Annotated in this window: 17 protein-coding genes; 12 read left to right on the top strand and 5 right to left on the bottom strand. The window is 65.8% G+C overall.

Going from position 1 to position 14,934, the window contains the following annotated elements; all coding sequences use genetic code 11:
- Positions 1 to 413 precede the first annotated feature (413 nt).
- Positions 414 to 812: a hypothetical protein gene (locus A7V84_RS19295; RefSeq protein WP_063491905.1), complete on the top strand. Its 399-nt coding sequence runs from the start codon at positions 414 to 416 to the stop codon at positions 810 to 812.
- 105 nt (positions 813 to 917) lie between these two features.
- Here A7V84_RS19295 and A7V84_RS19290 read toward each other — a convergent pair whose 3' ends face one another.
- Positions 918 to 1,832: a LysR family transcriptional regulator gene (locus tag A7V84_RS19290; RefSeq protein ID WP_063491906.1), complete on the bottom strand. Its 915-nt coding sequence runs from the start codon at positions 1,830 to 1,832 to the stop codon at positions 918 to 920.
- Between the two features lie 127 nt (positions 1,833 to 1,959).
- Between A7V84_RS19290 and A7V84_RS19285 the strand changes: the two genes are divergently transcribed.
- Positions 1,960 to 2,361, top strand: a complete 402-nt coding sequence (locus tag A7V84_RS19285) for a CidA/LrgA family protein (protein ID WP_025512818.1) — start codon at positions 1,960 to 1,962, stop codon at positions 2,359 to 2,361.
- Complete coding sequence (locus A7V84_RS19280; protein WP_025512817.1) at positions 2,351 to 3,046, top strand: LrgB family protein; 696 nt, start codon at positions 2,351 to 2,353, stop codon at positions 3,044 to 3,046. The genes A7V84_RS19285 and A7V84_RS19280 overlap by 11 nt, the downstream gene beginning before the upstream one ends.
- 8 nt (positions 3,047 to 3,054) lie before the next feature.
- Here A7V84_RS19280 and A7V84_RS19275 read toward each other — a convergent pair whose 3' ends face one another.
- On the bottom strand, positions 3,055 to 3,816 hold the full coding sequence (locus tag A7V84_RS19275; RefSeq protein ID WP_025512816.1) for a 3-oxoacyl-ACP reductase: 762 nt from the start codon (positions 3,814 to 3,816) through the stop codon (positions 3,055 to 3,057).
- Between the two features lie 107 nt (positions 3,817 to 3,923).
- Between A7V84_RS19275 and A7V84_RS19270 the strand changes: the two genes are divergently transcribed.
- Both A7V84_RS19270 and A7V84_RS19265 read left to right on the top strand, forming a co-directional pair.
- The gene (locus A7V84_RS19270) at positions 3,924 to 4,262 is read left to right on the top strand and encodes a hypothetical protein (protein ID WP_025512815.1); all 339 of its coding nucleotides are present in this window, start codon (positions 3,924 to 3,926) and stop codon (positions 4,260 to 4,262) included.
- 90 nt (positions 4,263 to 4,352) lie between these two features.
- Positions 4,353 to 5,858 carry a multicopper oxidase family protein gene (locus tag A7V84_RS19265; protein ID WP_063492574.1) on the top strand — a complete coding sequence of 502 codons (1,506 nt, stop codon included), beginning with the start codon at positions 4,353 to 4,355 and terminating at the stop codon, positions 5,856 to 5,858.
- Between the two features lie 41 nt (positions 5,859 to 5,899).
- On the opposite strand, the gene A7V84_RS19260 is transcribed toward A7V84_RS19265, so the two are convergent.
- Positions 5,900 to 6,451, bottom strand: a complete 552-nt coding sequence (locus tag A7V84_RS19260) for a Dps family protein (RefSeq protein ID WP_025512813.1) — start codon at positions 6,449 to 6,451, stop codon at positions 5,900 to 5,902.
- Between the two features lie 355 nt (positions 6,452 to 6,806).
- Between A7V84_RS19260 and A7V84_RS19255 the strand changes: the two genes are divergently transcribed.
- A complete protein-coding gene (locus A7V84_RS19255) occupies positions 6,807 to 7,022 on the top strand; it encodes a hypothetical protein (RefSeq protein ID WP_063491907.1) in 216 nt (71 codons plus the stop codon).
- 6 nt (positions 7,023 to 7,028) lie between these two features.
- On the opposite strand, the gene A7V84_RS19250 is transcribed toward A7V84_RS19255, so the two are convergent.
- On the bottom strand, positions 7,029 to 7,631 hold the full coding sequence (locus tag A7V84_RS19250; protein ID WP_025512811.1) for a DUF2325 domain-containing protein: 603 nt from the start codon (positions 7,629 to 7,631) through the stop codon (positions 7,029 to 7,031).
- A 239-nt stretch (positions 7,632 to 7,870) separates the two neighbouring features.
- Here A7V84_RS19250 and A7V84_RS19245 point away from each other — a divergent pair, with 239 nt between their 5' ends.
- The 6 genes from A7V84_RS19245 to cyoD all read left to right on the top strand — a co-directional run bounded on the left by A7V84_RS19245 (position 7,871) and on the right by cyoD (position 13,719).
- The gene (locus tag A7V84_RS19245; protein WP_033535408.1) at positions 7,871 to 9,088 is read left to right on the top strand and encodes an ATP-binding protein; all 1,218 of its coding nucleotides are present in this window, start codon (positions 7,871 to 7,873) and stop codon (positions 9,086 to 9,088) included.
- A gap of 5 nt (positions 9,089 to 9,093) precedes the next feature.
- Positions 9,094 to 9,651, top strand: a complete 558-nt coding sequence (locus A7V84_RS19240) for a response regulator transcription factor (RefSeq protein ID WP_025512809.1) — start codon at positions 9,094 to 9,096, stop codon at positions 9,649 to 9,651.
- 230 nt (positions 9,652 to 9,881) lie between these two features.
- Positions 9,882 to 10,790 carry a ubiquinol oxidase subunit II gene (cyoA, locus tag A7V84_RS19235; protein WP_025512808.1) on the top strand — a complete coding sequence of 303 codons (909 nt, stop codon included), beginning with the start codon at positions 9,882 to 9,884 and terminating at the stop codon, positions 10,788 to 10,790.
- Between the two features lie 3 nt (positions 10,791 to 10,793).
- Positions 10,794 to 12,770: a cytochrome o ubiquinol oxidase subunit I gene (gene cyoB / locus A7V84_RS19230; RefSeq protein WP_033535407.1), complete on the top strand. Its 1,977-nt coding sequence runs from the start codon at positions 10,794 to 10,796 to the stop codon at positions 12,768 to 12,770.
- Between the two features lie 5 nt (positions 12,771 to 12,775).
- On the top strand, positions 12,776 to 13,381 hold the full coding sequence (gene cyoC, locus A7V84_RS19225) for a cytochrome o ubiquinol oxidase subunit III (protein ID WP_025512806.1): 606 nt from the start codon (positions 12,776 to 12,778) through the stop codon (positions 13,379 to 13,381).
- Positions 13,381 to 13,719 carry a cytochrome o ubiquinol oxidase subunit IV gene (gene cyoD, locus A7V84_RS19220; protein WP_025512805.1) on the top strand — a complete coding sequence of 113 codons (339 nt, stop codon included), beginning with the start codon at positions 13,381 to 13,383 and terminating at the stop codon, positions 13,717 to 13,719. The genes cyoC and cyoD overlap by 1 nt, the downstream gene beginning before the upstream one ends.
- A gap of 69 nt (positions 13,720 to 13,788) precedes the next feature.
- Here the strand turns inward: cyoD and A7V84_RS19215 are convergent, their stop codons facing one another.
- A complete protein-coding gene (locus A7V84_RS19215; RefSeq protein ID WP_063491908.1) occupies positions 13,789 to 14,676 on the bottom strand; it encodes a class I SAM-dependent methyltransferase in 888 nt (295 codons plus the stop codon).
- Positions 14,677 to 14,934: the final 258 nt, after the last annotated feature.

Genomic DNA, 14,934 nt, shown 5'->3' with positions numbered 1-14,934 from the left:
CCGAGGGGGCTGCCCCGCCTTGGGGCGGCCCGGCGGCGGGGCGGCTGTTTTTGCGTAGAGAGAGCTGCCATGCTGCGGGTGTGTGCCCCCACGCTGAGTGTAGGAGCCCCCACGCTGCGCGCGCTTTGCGCGCTTGCTGCCCCCCGAGGGGGCTGCCCCGCCTTGGGGCGGCCCGGCGGCGGGGCGGCTGTTTTTGCATGGAGTGCCCCCACGCTGAGTGTAGGAGCCCCCACGCTGCGCACGCTTGGCGTGCTTGCTGCCCCCCGGGGGGGCTGCCCCGCCTTGGGGCGGCCCGGCGGCGGGGTGGCTGTTTTGGCGTAGAGGGTTTCCAGGCTGTGCTTGCTGTCTACCTGGGGTTTGGTTTTACGCTATGAGGGCTGAGCTGGGCGTTGGGGTTTTGTGGGGAGGGGGCGATGGGACGGGGTGGGTTGTTTGATCCGCCGCCGCGCGGCAAGCGCGGGCGCGAGAATGGTCTGTTGTGGCTGTTTGAGCCGCTGGAGGCCGATGCGGGGTATGGCCGGCGGCGGATGTTTGGTTGCGAGGCGGCCTATCTGGATGGTTTGCTGTGTCTGGTGCTGAGCGATCGCGAGCCGCCCTGGGATGGCTTGCTGGTCTGCACCGACAGGACGCGGCACGGGGCGTTGCAGGCGGAGTTTCCGGCTTTGCGGATGCACCCGGAGCTGGGCAAGTGGTTGTATCTGCCCCAGGATGATCCGCTTTTCGAGACGCAGGCCGCGGCGCTGGTGCGTCTGGCGTTGGCACGTGATGCGCGCATCGGGGTGGCGCCGCAGCCGCGCAGGCTCAAGCGTTGACTGCGGCGTCGGCGCGTGGCGTCCAGCAGTATTCGATGTCCCATATCGCCTGAAGGCGCAGGACAGCCAGCGCTTCGAAAGCGTGGTCGACCACGGCCCGCTCGCTCAGGACAATGGCGCATCGGCCGCAGCAGAAGGCAGCGTGGCATAGACCTCGCGGTTCAGGGCCAGCCAGGCCTGGGCGGCATGCGAGAGGTAGCCGCCGCGACGCCAGATCAATGTCATTTCCCAGATGGCGTCGCGCTCGTCCAGCGAGACCAGGCGCACCCCGGACTGACGCCGTTGCTCGGCCACCGGGCGGGGCAGGAAGGACACGCCCAGGCCCGAAGCGACCAGGGCGACGATGAAGTCGATCTGGCCGCTGCGCGCCGCCACGGCCGGGCTGTAACCGGCCCGTTCGCAGGCCTGCAGCAACAGGGGGTTGAGCGCAAAGCCGCTATCGAACAGGATGAAAGGCGTGTCGCGCAGTTGCGCCAGACGCAGGCTCGGCGCGTCGGCCAGGCAGTGGTCGGGCGGTATCAACGCCATCAGGGGTTCGCGTGTGACGGCCTGGTATTCGAAGGCGGGCGGCACCGGCGTGAGCGTGGCTCCCAGCTCGATCTCGCCGCTGCTGACCATGTCTTCGAGCCGGCGGCTGCCATGCTCGGCCAGGCTGATCTCGATGCCGGGGTAGCGGCTGCGGAATCGTGCGAACAGCGGAGCGAACAGGATGCTGCTGCCCAGCAGGGGTAGCCCCAGGCGCAGCACGCCGCGGCGCAGGCCGCGCAACTCCTGCAGCTCGGCCACCAGATCTTCGCGTTCGGCCAGCATGGCCTGGGCGCGACGGAACACGATGTCACCGGCGGCCGTCAGGCGAGGCGGCTGACGCTGGCGGTCCAGCAAGGGCATGCCGATCTCGTCTTCGAGCTGGCGCACGGCCTTGCTGACGGTAGGCTGGGTGGCGTGGATGGCCCGTGCCGCCTGGGAAAAGCCGCCCTGGCGCACCACCTCGCAAAAGGCCCGCAGCGCGCGGAGATCCATGGTTATTCCAATTGGGTATAGGTAAAATGAAATGAATTCATTTTATCTATGTGCAGGAACGGCGTAAAACCAGACACTGGCGTTCGCAAACCGCGATCAGAGACGGGCGGACGCAACGGAGTCTTTCATGTTGGCGCGTAGTTGGACGCTGGGCCGCAGTTATCTGCGGCGCAGCCGGGTATTGCAGATCGGGGTGCTGGCCGTGTTTGCCGGAGTCGGGCAGGCGTTGGCGGGATGGGCCGGGCTGCCGGTGCCGGGCGCGGTGCTTGGCCTGGCCCTGTTGCTGGCGCTGCTGGCCGCGGGCGGGGTGCGCCTGAACCATATCCGGCGCGGGGCCGACTGGTTGCTGGCCGAGATGTTGCTGTTCTTCGTGCCGGCGGTAATGTGTCTGCTGGATCACCAGGAGCTGGTGGGCTGGCTGGGCCTGAAGATTCTGCTGGTCATTGCCGTCGGCACGCTGCTGGTCATGGGCGGCACGGCGGTCGCCATCGACCTGTGCTATCGCTGGATGCATCGTCATGGGCGCTGAGTGGCTGCAGGCGATCTTCTGGCCGCTGGCCACGGTGGTGGCCTATCTCTGCGCGCGTACCGTGCAGCGCCGCTATGGCTATTGGTGGAGTTCGGCCTTGGTGATGGCGCCGGTGCTGCTGCTGGCCCTGGCCGGGTTGCTGCATGCCGATTACGCCCAGTACATGCGCGGCAGCCACTGGCTGATGGCCATGCTGAGCCCGGTGATCGTTGCCTTTGCGCTGCCGCTCTACCAGGAGCGGGCGATGATCCGCCGCTATTGGCCCATTCTGCTGGTCGGCGTGGCCGTGGGCAGCGCGCTGGCCGGGGTGAGCGCCTGGTTGCTGGCAAGCTGGCTGGGCGTGCCCGATGCCATGCGCCTGAGCCTGCTGCCGCGCTCGGTGGCCACACCGTTCGCCATGCCTTTGTCGGCGCGCCTGGGCGGGATTCCAGATCTCACGGCCGTGTTCGTCATCCTCACCGGGGTGATCGGCGCGTTGATGGGGCAGCCGTTGCGCAGGCTGTTGCGGCTGCGTTCGGCGCTGGCGCGCGGCGCCCTGTTCGGCATGGGCGCGCACGGCGCGGGGGTGGCCAAGGCGCGCGAGATCGCCGCCGATGAAGGCGCCATCGCCGGGCTGGTGATGGTGCTGGCCGGGCTGTGCAATATCCTGGTCACCCCGGCGGTGGTGTATCTGCTGTTGCGCTGAGGGCGGTATCAGTTCTTGACCAGTCCGCCGTCGACCACCAGGTTCTGCCCGGTCACGGCGCGCGCCCAGGGCGACAGGAAGAACAGCACCGCATCGGCGAACTCCTGCGGCGTGGTCACGCGGCGCAGGGGCGTCAGGCTGGCGATGAGGTCGAACACCTCGGCGGGCGTGCTGGCGCTGGCATCGGTGGTGCGCAGCAGCCCCCCCGAAACCATGTTGACCGTGATGCCGTCAGGCCCCAGGTCCTGCGCGGCGGTGCGCGTCAGCGACAGCAAGGCGGCCTTGGAGGCGGTGTAGTCGTGATAGGGCACGACCGGGTTCTGGACCAGGTTGGTGCCGATGTTCACGATGCGCCCGACGCCGGCCTCGCGCATGGCGGGCAGGGCGGCCTGCATGGTGTTCAACGCGCCCTTGAGCGCGCCGTCGATCTGGTGCTGGAAGCGTTCCCAGCGGATGTTGCCCAGCGCCGGGCGGGCGTCGCCATCGAAGCTGAAATCGGCCAGGGCATTGTTCACGACCGACGTGACCGGCAGGCCCAGGTGTTCGTTGGCCTCGCGCAGCATGGCCTGAACCTGGGCGGCATCGGTGACGTCGGCCTGCAGGGCCACGGCCAGCGGTCCCAGCTCATGCGCCAGCGCCTCGGCCTGCTGGCGGCTTTGCCGATAGTTGATGACCACGCGCGCGCCGGCCTGCGCCACTGCGCGCGCGATCGCCGCGCCCAGGCCGCGCCCGGCGCCGGTGACCAGAACGGTTTGTGCGGAAAGATCCATGCTGCCTCCTGTAAACCCGGCGATTGTGCCTGCAGGACGGCGGGGGCGTAAACCGCAGTCGCACTTGCCCGGCAAGACCCTGTCGCAAGTGGAGGTAAACTGTCTGCATGATCCGTGCCTGGTTCGTGATCTTTGCCGTCTTCTGCTTCGGCGCCCTGTCGGTTTCCGCCGAGGCGGGCATGCCGCTGGCCGCCAGCCAGGCGCCGATGCCGCACGAGACCTGCGTCGGCCCGGCCCCTGTGGATAGCGGCTGTGTCGTCGCCGCGCATTGCGCCGATCATGGCGCGATCTGCTCACTGCTCTGTGCCCCCCTGTTCGTCATCGATCCGGCCGTGCCGCGACTGCCCCAGCTGCAGGCCCGGCACCGCCACGTCCTGCGTGCGCCCATGCTGCCCGTTGGCGTCATCCTGCCCCTGCCTGAGCGCCCGCCCAGTTTCGTCGTGTGACCTTGCGCGCCCGGCGCCCCTTCGGGCGACGGGCGTTTTTCCTCGATTCCGGATTCGGGCGGGCCTGTGGCGCGCCCAGGAGCAATGAAAATGGCAGGTATGACTCGACGCGGCTTTCTGGCCGCTGGTGCTGCGGCATGCGCCGCCGCACCATTTCCCCGCATGGCGCTGGCCCAGCCGGGCGCTCTCCCGCTCAAGGCGGCAACGCGTGTGCTGGACATCGACGGCCGTGCGGCCACGGTGTTCGGGCTGCAGGGCCCGGCCGGGCAGGGCCTGGTGCTGAATCCAGGGCAACGCTTCCTGGTGGACCTCCACAACGCGCTGGATGAGGCCACGCTGATCCATTGGCACGGGCAGATTCCACCCAATGTCCAGGACGGCGTGCCGGATCTGCCGCTGCCTGCGCTGGCGCCGGGCGAAAGCCGGCGCTACGACTACGCGCCGTTGCCGGGCACGTACTGGATGCACGCGCACATCCCGCTGCAGGAAATGCGCTTGCTGGCCGCGCCGCTGATCGTGCGCAGTCCCCAGGATGTCGCCGAGGATCGCCAGGAAGTGGTGATGTTCCTGCACGATTTCGCTTTCAAGTCTTCCCAGGAAATCATGGAGGAGATTGCCGGCAGCGCCGCGGCGGCCGGTCATGGCGGCCATGCCGCGGCTCCGGACGGCGGCGCGCCTGCGATGGGACGCCCCATGGGGCAGGGGATGGGGCATGGCATGGGCCACGGCGGCATGATGATGGGCCAGGGCGGTATGTCGCATGGGGGCATGGGCGGCATGGCCATGGACCTGAATGATTATGACTGGGACGCCTACCTGACCAACGACCGTACGCTGTCGGATCCCGAGGTGATCCGGGTCGAACGGGGAGGGCGCCTGCGGGTACGCGTGATCAACGCCGCTTCGGCGACGGTTTTCTGGTTCGACAGCGGCGTACTGGACGCCCGTCTGGTGGCGGTCGATGGACATGCCGTGCAGCCCCAGGCGGGCACGCGCTTCGGCCTGGCCATGGGGCAGCGGCTCGATCTGGAGATCGACCTGCCCCAGATGGACGGAGCCTGGCCGCTGCTGGCGTTGCGCGAAGGCGCCCGCGAGCGTAGCGGCCTGGTGGTGGCCACGCCGGGCGCGATGGTGCGCAAGATCGGGGCGCTGTCCACGCGCGAGGCGCCAGCCTTCGACACCGATCTGATGCAGGAGCAGAGCCTGGTGGGGCTGGACCCCCTGCCGCAGCGTGCGGCCGATGTGCGCTACCGGGTCATGTTGAGCGGTTCCATGCAGCCGTACCGCTGGGCCATCAACGGCCGCACCTGGGGCGACCACATCCCGCTCACGGCCCGGACGGGGCAGCGGGTGGAGCTGAGCTTTCACAACATGTCGATGATGGCGCATCCCATGCACCTGCATGGGCATGTATTCCAGGTGGTGGCGATCAATGGCAGGCGTTTTGCGGGGGCGCGGCGCGACACCGTACACGTGCCGCCTATGACCCATGTCACGATTGCGTTCGATGCCGGGGAGGCGGCGCGCTGGATGCTGCACTGCCACCATATGCCGCATCTGCAGATGGGCATGATGACCGAGCTGGCGCTCGGTTGATGCGCCAGCGCCCGGCCGGGGCAGCCCGGCCGGGCGTGGGCTTAGTTGCCGATGCGGTCGGCGTCGCGGCTGGCCTCGAAGAGGAACCAGGTGCGACGTTCGGTTTCGTCGATCCAGTTTTCCAGCAGGCTGGAGCTGGCGATGTCGTGATGTTCGTCGGTGACATCATGGGCGGCGCGCAACGCGGCGGCCAGCGCCTTGTTGTCTTCGCGCAGCTCGGCCAGCATATCCTGCGGCTGGACGTAATCGGCGTCGTTGTCCAGCACGCGCTGGGTCCGCGCGATGTGGCCGATCGAACGCAGCGTGGTGCCGCCGACCTTGCGCACGCGCTCGGCCAGGGGATCGGTCATGGCGAACAGCTGATCGCTTTGCTCGTCGAGCAGCAGGTGGTAATCGCGAAAGTGCGGGCCGCTGACATGCCAATGGAAGTTCTTGGTTTTGAGATACAGCGCAAACACGTCAGCCAGGATCTGGTTGAGCGCGGCGGAGATGTCACGGGTTGCGACCTGGGACAGATCGGTGGGCGTCGCCAGCGGGCGCTTGCGGCGAGTCGTGGCAGCACTCTTCTGTTTCGGATCCAGCTTCTTGGCCATACAAGCATCTCCTTTCAGGTTGGTAGAGTCTGTTCCGGCGTGAACGTCACGTCGGATGCATCCTAGCCTAAACCTCGGCAAGGGCTTTGCCAACCCGTTGCCGGCCTTGCCGCCAGGAATCGGCGCATCTGTTGATCTTGCGCAGGCCGCTGCGGCCCTGGGGGCAAGCAGCCACAAGGGTGGCTTTGTAATCAGAATTAGGGTTGGTATTCCATCTGCGACGGGCGCGTCTGTAGCGTGGGGGCCTTGCGGGTTGTCAGACGAGGTTTGATCGGCGAGCATGGCGATGCCCTGCGTCAGGGGCTGTGATCAACCCGGACGGCCGCGGCCGTCCTTCTTGCGAGGAGTCCTGCTCATGGATTGGAAAACTGCCCGTAGCGGTTGGGTCGGAGATCGTAATTTCGATATCGAGGTCGCCGCTGGCGAACAGGGGTTCGTGCCGCGGGTGCGGGTTTACGGCTTTCCCTTGCTCGAGGAGCCGGGCGATCCGTTCCGGAACCTGGAGGAGGCCGTGCAGGGCGCCTTGCGGCGGCTGTCGCAGGAGTTCGATGAGCCGGCGCGGCTGAACTGAGGCTGCCTAGGCCGGGCGGCGCGAAACGGGAGGTTGCACCACGGCCAGCGTTTCGGTCTGATCCAGCATTACGCAGGGCTTGCCGGTGCGCCTGCAATGGTCATGGACCCGCCAGTAGGCGTCGTGGCTCAGGCAACCGGTCTGGCAGATGACGAGGTCGGCAGCGCGCAGACTGGTTTCCAGCGCGCGCTCATCGCCTTCGTGGGTCAGAAAGCGCCCGCCTCCGACTTCCACCAGTTGACGCGCCAGGCGCGTGGCGCCGGCGTCCTGGCCCAGGCTCAGCACGGCGCGGGGTCCTGCCGCCGCGCTGCGCTGGCGGGTTAGCTGGCGCACCCGTTCCAGCAGCTGTTCGACCTGGCGCGCCAGCAGGCGGCGGCGCGGCAGCTTGGCGTCCAGCGTCAGGCTCTGCTGCGCTTCGGCCAGCCAGGCTTGCCGGGTGTCACGCAGGATGATCCCGATGCGGGCCTGCGTCAGGGCGGCTTCCAGTTGTTCGATACGCCGGGCCTGGCGTTGCAGGCGCTGGGAGCAATCGGCCTGGATACGGCCATAGGCTTGCAGCAGGGCAGCGTGTTCCGAGCGCAATTGCTCGGTTTCAGACAGCACGGACATGCGACCTCCAGAGAAAACAGGCCGGGCAGGAGCTTCCGGCGGTTGAGGTGGGTCTGAGTATATTTGATAATGATTGTTATTTATAGGTTGTTCGGCTCATGGCGCTGCGGCGTCCGGCGCAGGCAAGCGATACCAGGGGAATCCTCCTACAATCCAAGACTTAGCCCAGACGGCGGCCCGCCCGCTCTGACTTCCTGACTCTCGCCGCGCCGCTGCGCCGGCTGTTTTCTTCGCCGTCCATGCCCGGTAGCTCTGCCACTTCTTTCTTGCGCACCCTGTGCAGCCTGCGCTGGCTGGCCATCGGCGGCCAGGCGATCGCGGTATTGGTGAGCGGCACGCTGCTGGAGCTGCCGCTGCCCTGGCAGCCCCTGTGGGCCGGCGTGGGGGCGCTGGTGATCTTCAACCTTTACGCCACCCTGCGGTTGCGCCTGCACCGTTCGGGCGAGATCCCGCCGGGTACGGCGTTTGCCCATCTGCTGGTGGACATGACCGTGCTGGCCTGGATGGTGGGCTGGAGCGGTGGCATCACCAATCCCTTCGGCACGATGTTCCTGGTGCTGATCGCGCTGGCGGCCTTCGGGCTGCCCCGGGGGTGGGCGTTTGCCGCTGCGCTGGCCAGTCTGGCCGGGTATGCGGCGGCGGCGATTTTCGGCTTGCCGCTGCCCGACAGCCCCCACAGCTACGGGCTGCTGCTCTGGGGGCTGGGAGCCAACTTCCTGATTTCCGCCGTGCTGGTGCTGGTGTTTGCCATGCGCCAGGCCGCCGACCTGCAGGCGCGCGAGCGCGAGCTGGCCTTGCTGCGTGAGCGCTTCACCCGCAACGAGGGCATTGTGGCGCTGGCGACTCATGCCGCCGCCATGGCCCACGAATTGAATACGCCGCTGGCCACCATGACGCTGCTGGCCGACGAGATCCGCGATGAGACCGATGATCCGGCCCTGCGCGCCGATGTCCAGACCCTGCGCGAACTCCTGGCGCTGTGCCGCGAACGCATCCGCAACCTGGCCGTGCCGACCGAGGTGGATCTGGTGCGCGTGGTGGGTCAGTGGCGCTTGATCCGGCCCACGATCGATCTGCGCCGCACCGGCTCGTTGCCGGGGGCGCTGCGGGTCGAGCCGGCCATCGCCCATCTCCTGCAGGCGCTGCTCAACAACGCCGCCGACGCGGGTGAAGAACACGGCGATCCCCGGGTCGAGCTGCACCTGGAATTCCGTGACGGGGCGCTCCTGGGCGAGGTGCGCGACCATGGGCGGGGGTTCAATCCCTCGCGTACGCTGTTGCCGGCCACCACGCTCTTTAACAGTCAGAAACCGGACGGCCTGGGCGTCGGACTGGCGCTATCCCATGCCACAGTGGAACAATTAGGAGGAGAAATGACAATTGTTGCTGCCGAAGGCGGCGGGGCGCGCATCAGTTTTCACCTGCCGCTCGATGGCGCCGGGGGCAAGCAAGCATGATGACCATGACGGAATCGATTTCCCAGGTCGGTCTGTTGATCGACGACGACGAACTGTATCTGCGTACCCTGCAGCGCAGCCTGGCGCGCCGGGGCCTGGAGACGCAGATCGCCTGCAACATTGCCGAAGCCCTGCGCGTGGCCGAAGAGATCCGCCCGGCTTTCGCGCTGGTCGACCTGCGTCTGGGGGAGGATTCGGGCCTGACCCTGATCCGGCCGCTGCGTGCGCTGCGCGATGATATGCGCATTCTGCTGGTAACCGGTTATGCCAGCGTGGCCACCGCTGTGGAGGCCATCAAGCGCGGCGCCGACGATTACCTGCCCAAACCCGCCACCGCGCCCATGATTCTGCGTACACTGGGGCTGCTCAAGGCCGAGAATGTCGCCATCGAAGCCACCATGACGCCCTTGCATCGCCTGGAATGGGAACACATTCAGCAGGCCCTGCACGAAACCGGCGGCAACGTTTCGGCCGCCGCCCGGTTGCTGGGCATGCACCGCCGCTCCTTGCAGCGAAAACTCATGAAAAAGCCCGGTCCCGAGCGCGAGCCGGTCATCGAGTAGCAAATCTGCTTCAAGTTCCGGATAAGGGGTGCGGCATATTGTCGCACCATCAAGTCCTACTTCCGGAGCCGTCGCTGCCTGGGTAACAAGCCTGTTACCATGCGCCGGCCCTGATGTGCGCCATTCTGTGCGTCATTCCGTCGCACCCCCCTGGACGGCCGGGGTGGCTACATTCCAGGGTCCTGCTATAGGTCCAGCAAACCCTTTCACTATCCATCACAAGGCTGTACGTGAAACACCCCCACCTTGCGACTCTCGCGCGAATGTTAGCCGTCGGAGCAGTTCTGCTGCTTGGCGGCTGCTCGTTGGAGCTTCTCTCTCCCAAGGGAGAAGTCGGCGCCCAGGAAAAAGTCCTGCTCCTCACCGCCACCGGCCTCATGCTGTTGATCGTGGTGCCCGTCATCTTCATGACCATCTGGTTCGTCTGGAAGTACCGGGCGAGCAACACCGAGGCGGAATACCTGCCGACGTGGTCGCACTCGGGCCGTATCGAGTTCGTGGTCTGGACGATCCCCTGCATCATCATCATCATCCTGGCTGTCATCACCTGGCGCTCCACGCACGCGCTGGACCCGTACAAGCCGCTGGAATCCGACGTCAAGCCGGTGACCATCGAGGTGGTGTCGATGGACTGGAAGTGGCTGTTCATCTATCCGGAGTACGACATCGCCACGGTCAATCAGATCGTGTTCCCGGTGAATACCCCGCTGAACTTCCGCATCACGTCCAACTCCGTGATGAACTCCTTCTTCATCCCGCAGCTCGGTAGCCAGATCTACTCGATGGCGGGCATGGAAACCAAACTGCACCTGATCGCCAACGAAGAGGGCGATTACGCTGGTCTGTCGGCGAACTACAGCGGCGGCGGCTTCTCGGGCATGCGTTTCCGCGCCATCGCCACCTCGCAGCAGAAGTTCGAAGACTGGGTCAAGCAGGCCAAGGACTCCGGCCAGGCGCTCACGCCTGCCGTGTATGAAGCCCTGGCCAAGCCCAGCGAACGTAACCCGGTCACGCTGTACTCCGACGTCCCGGCCGGCATGTTCGACTTCATCATGCACAACCAAATGAGCAAGATGGCCGGTGTAGACCCTGCGACGTGTACGCCTGTCACGAAGAATCTGATCGCTGTTGCGGAGTAATTGATGTTCGGCAAACTCAGTCTAGAGGCCATTCCGTACCATGACCCTATCGTCATGGGAACGCTGGCCGCCGTTGTCTTGGGGGGCATCGCGCTCGTAGGCGCGATCACCTACTTTGGCAAGTGGAAATACTTGTGGACCGAATGGTTCACGACCGTGGATCACAAGCGCATCGGCGTGATGTACATCATCGTGGCGATCGTCATGCTGCTGCGTGGCTTCGCCGACGCGATCATGATGCGGACCCAGCTGGCCGTGGCCGCCGGGGACTCGCCGGGCTTCCTGCCGCCGCACCACTACGACCAGATCTTCACCGCCCACGGCGTCATCATGATCTTCTTCATGGCGATGCCCTTCATCACGGGCCTGATGAACCTGGTCGTGCCGCTGCAGATCGGTGCGCGCGACGTGGCCTATCCCTTCCTGAACTCGCTGAGCTTCTGGCTGTTCATGGCGGGCGTGGTCCTGATCATGCTGTCGCTGTTCGTCGGCGAATTCGCCGCGACCGGCTGGCTGGCCTATCCGCCGCTGTCGGGTTCGGAGTACAGCCCGAGCGTGGGGATGGATTACTACCTCTGGGCGCTGCAGATATCAGGCCTGGGCACCACGCTTAGCGGCGTGAACTTCATCGTCACCATCATGCGCATGCGCGCTCCTGGCATGACGATGATGAAGATGCCGGTGTTCACCTGGACCGCCCTGGTGACCAACGCCCTGATCGTTGCCGCCTTCCCGGTGCTGGCCGCCACCCTGGCGCTGCTGACCGCCGACCGCTATCTGGACATGCATTTCTTCACGAACGATCTTGGCGGCAACGTCATGATGTACGTGAACCTGATCTGGATCTGGGGTCACCCGGAGGTCTACATCCTGATCCTGCCGTGCTTTGGCGTGTTCTCGGAAATTGTCGCGACCTACTCGCGCAAGCCCCTGTTCGGCTACAAGTCCATGGTCTACGCCACGGCGTCGATCGGTGTGCTGTCCTTCCTGGTCTGGCTGCACCACTTCTTCACCATGGGTGCAGGCGCGAACGTCAACGCCTTCTTCGGGGTCGCCACCATGATCATCTCCATCCCGACCGGGGTGAAGGTGTTCAACTGGCTGTTCACGATGTACAAGGGGCGCGTGGTGTTCTCGGTGCCGATGCTCTGGACGGTCGGCTTCATCATCACCTTCGTGATCGGTGGCATGACCGGCGTGCTGATGGCCATCCCGGGCGTGTCGTTCGTGCTGCACAACAGCCTGTTCCTGATCGCGCACTTCCACAACACCATCATCGGTGGGGTGGTGTTCGGTTGTATCGCCGGCCTGACCTACTGGTTCCCGAAGGCCTTCGGCTTCAAGCTGAATGAGCGTCTGGGCAAGTATTCGTTCTGGTGCTGGTTCATCGGCTTCTACCTGGCCTTCATGCCGCTGTACCTGCTGGGCCTGAAGGGCATGACCCGTCGCCTGAACAGCTACAACAACCCCGAGTGGCAGCCTTACCTGATCGTCGCCCTGGTCGGCGCCGGTTTCATCGCCCTGGGCATTCTGTTCCTGCTGCAGCAGGTCGTCATCTCGATCCGCGACCGCAAGCAGAATCAGGACATCAGCGGCGACCCCTGGAACGGCCGTACCCTGGAGTGGGCCACGTCCTCGCCCCCGCCTTTCTACAACTTCGCCCACGTGCCGCACATCGACTCGCTGGACCAGTTCTGGGAAGACAAGCAGCGCGGCGTCGCCTATGAGCAGCCCAAGAAGTACGAAGACATCCACATGCCGCGCAATACGGCGGCTGGGGTGTGGATCGGCGCCTTCGGTCTGGTCATGTGCTTCGCCTTGATCTGGCACATCTGGTGGCTGTCGATCGCCGGCCTGGTCGGCATGATCGGCTCCTTCATTGTCCGCGCCTACGACCGCGACATCGACTACTACGTCCCCGCGGCCGAAGTCGAGCGCATCGAGAACGAACGTTTCGCCAAATTGAAAAAGGCGGCCTGATCCAAATGACTCACGCTGTTTCCAACTCCTCTCACGGTGCTCACGAGCACCACGACGATGGATCCAAAACCGTCTTCGGTTTCTGGGTCTATCTGATGAGCGACTTGCTCATCTTCTCGGTGCTGTTTGCCACGTTCGCGGTGTTGTCTGACGCCACCGCGGGCGGCCCGACGGGGCGCGATCTTTTCGACCTGGAGTTCGTCTTCGTCGAAACGATGCTGCTGCTGATCTCCAGCTTCACCTTCGGCATGGTCATGCTCAACCTGCACGCCGGCCATGCCGGCAAGGTGCGGCTGTGGCTGTTCGTGACCTTCCTGTTCGGCGCGGGCTTTATCGCCATGGAACTCTATGAGTTCCAGCACCTGATTCATCAGGGCGCCGGGCCGGATCGCAGCGCCTATCTGTCGGCCTTCTTCTTCCTGGTCGGCACCCACGGCGTGCACGTGTCCGCAGGTCTGCTGTGGATCCTGATCATGATCCACCAGGTCGGCCGTTACGGCCTGGAGCCGGCCAACAAGCGCCGCCTGGCCTGCCTGAGCCTGTTCTGGCACTTCCTGGACATCGTCTGGATCTGCGTTTTCACCTTCGTCTACCTCATGGGAGCCATCTGATGTCTGCTCATCATGACGCTGCTCACGCTGACCACGGCACGCTGAAGTCGTACATCGTCGGCTTTATCCTCTCCATCGTTCTGACCGTGGGCTCGTTCTACATGGTCATGAGCGGCGGCTTCTCGCGCCCGACGGCCATGATCGGCCTGCTGGTGCTGTGTGTTGCCCAGCTGCTGGTGCAACTGATTCTGTTCATGCACATGGGCGCCTCCAAGGGCCAGCGCGAGAACCTGTCGACCTTCCTGTTCACGGTGTTGACGATTGCCATCATCGTCGGGGGTTCGATCTGGGTGCTGCACAACATGAACGCCAACATGATGCACCCCATGCCCTCCTGATAAGGGAATGGCATGAACGCCAACGGCGCCCTGCGGGGCGCCGTTGGCGTTTCTGGGCCGGAGCCTGGGTCAGCAGCGGCGCGCGCTGACCACCGGGAACATGCAGGCGCGGTCTTCGTGAAAGACGATCTCGGCAAAGCCGGCCTCGCGCAGCAAGGCTTGCGTCTCGTCGTGGGTGCGCCAGGCGCTATAGCGGACATCGGCCAGACGGGAGAACAGCACCTGCTGCAGCATGAGGTCTTCGGCCTGCAGCGCCTGCAGGCGCCAGGGCGACGGTGTGGGCAGCCCGGGCGGCGGCGTCATGAAGCTGGTGATCAGCAGTCCGCCCGGTTTCAGGGGCGCGGCGCAGCGCCGGTACAGATCCAGCAGGCGTGTGCTGTCCGGTTCGTAGATGGACAGGCCGTGGCAGGAGAGCACGTCCAGCGGCCCGGGCAGGGTCGTCTGCCAGGCGCAACCCTGCACCAGCTCGACCGGCAGGCCGCGGCGGGCCGCGCGGTGCCGGGCGGTAGCCAGGACGGCGGCGTCCAGATCCAGGCCGCTCAGTTGCGCGCCGGGCGCATGGCGGTAGTCCAGGGCGAGCAGGTCGCTCAGGGTGCCGCAGGGCAGGCTGCCCAGCGCGACATCGGGCGCCAGGGCGGCCTGCAGCAGCCGGGTGGACAGGGCGAAACGTTCCCGGGTCGCCAGGGCGGCGGGAAGCCGCTCCAGCAGCAGGCGCTCGCCGGCGCCGGCATCCGGGTCGCCGGGGCGGTATCCCACCACCACGTCGGTCCAGTAGGCGTCCAGGCCGCCATGTTGCAGCAGGAATGCCCCCAGTTCGCTGTCGGCCACGGTTTCCAGCAGGTCGAGCTGGCGCGAAACCGGCCAGTCTGGCAGATCGCCCAGTTGCAGAAGGCGTTCGCGCACGGCGGGCAGCGAGCGGGTACGGCCATGGCTGAGATTGGCTGCGGCGTAAGACATGGTGTGGAGGGCGGACGGTTGTGATGACCCTGCGACCGTACTTGGCTGCCCGGATCACCAGAAGGTCAAACAGTCCGATATGAATCCCGCCGCCAGCCGCCGGCGGGCCGCCCGACAGGCCCCATATTGTTTCAAGAGGTGTATGGCGCAGCCCGCGGCGAGGGCGGGCGGGCATGGCGGGCCCGCAAGCCGATGCAATTCTTGGTACGCTTGTGGACTGTCGCCTTCCTAACACTCTGTCCGACTGTCTTGCCACGT

The organism is Bordetella trematum, assembly GCF_900078335.1.
GTDB lineage: Bacteria > Pseudomonadota > Gammaproteobacteria > Burkholderiales > Burkholderiaceae_B > Bordetella > Bordetella trematum.
Note: the sequence above shows the minus strand (reverse complement) of the source record. Positions and strands in the feature narration are given on the sequence as shown.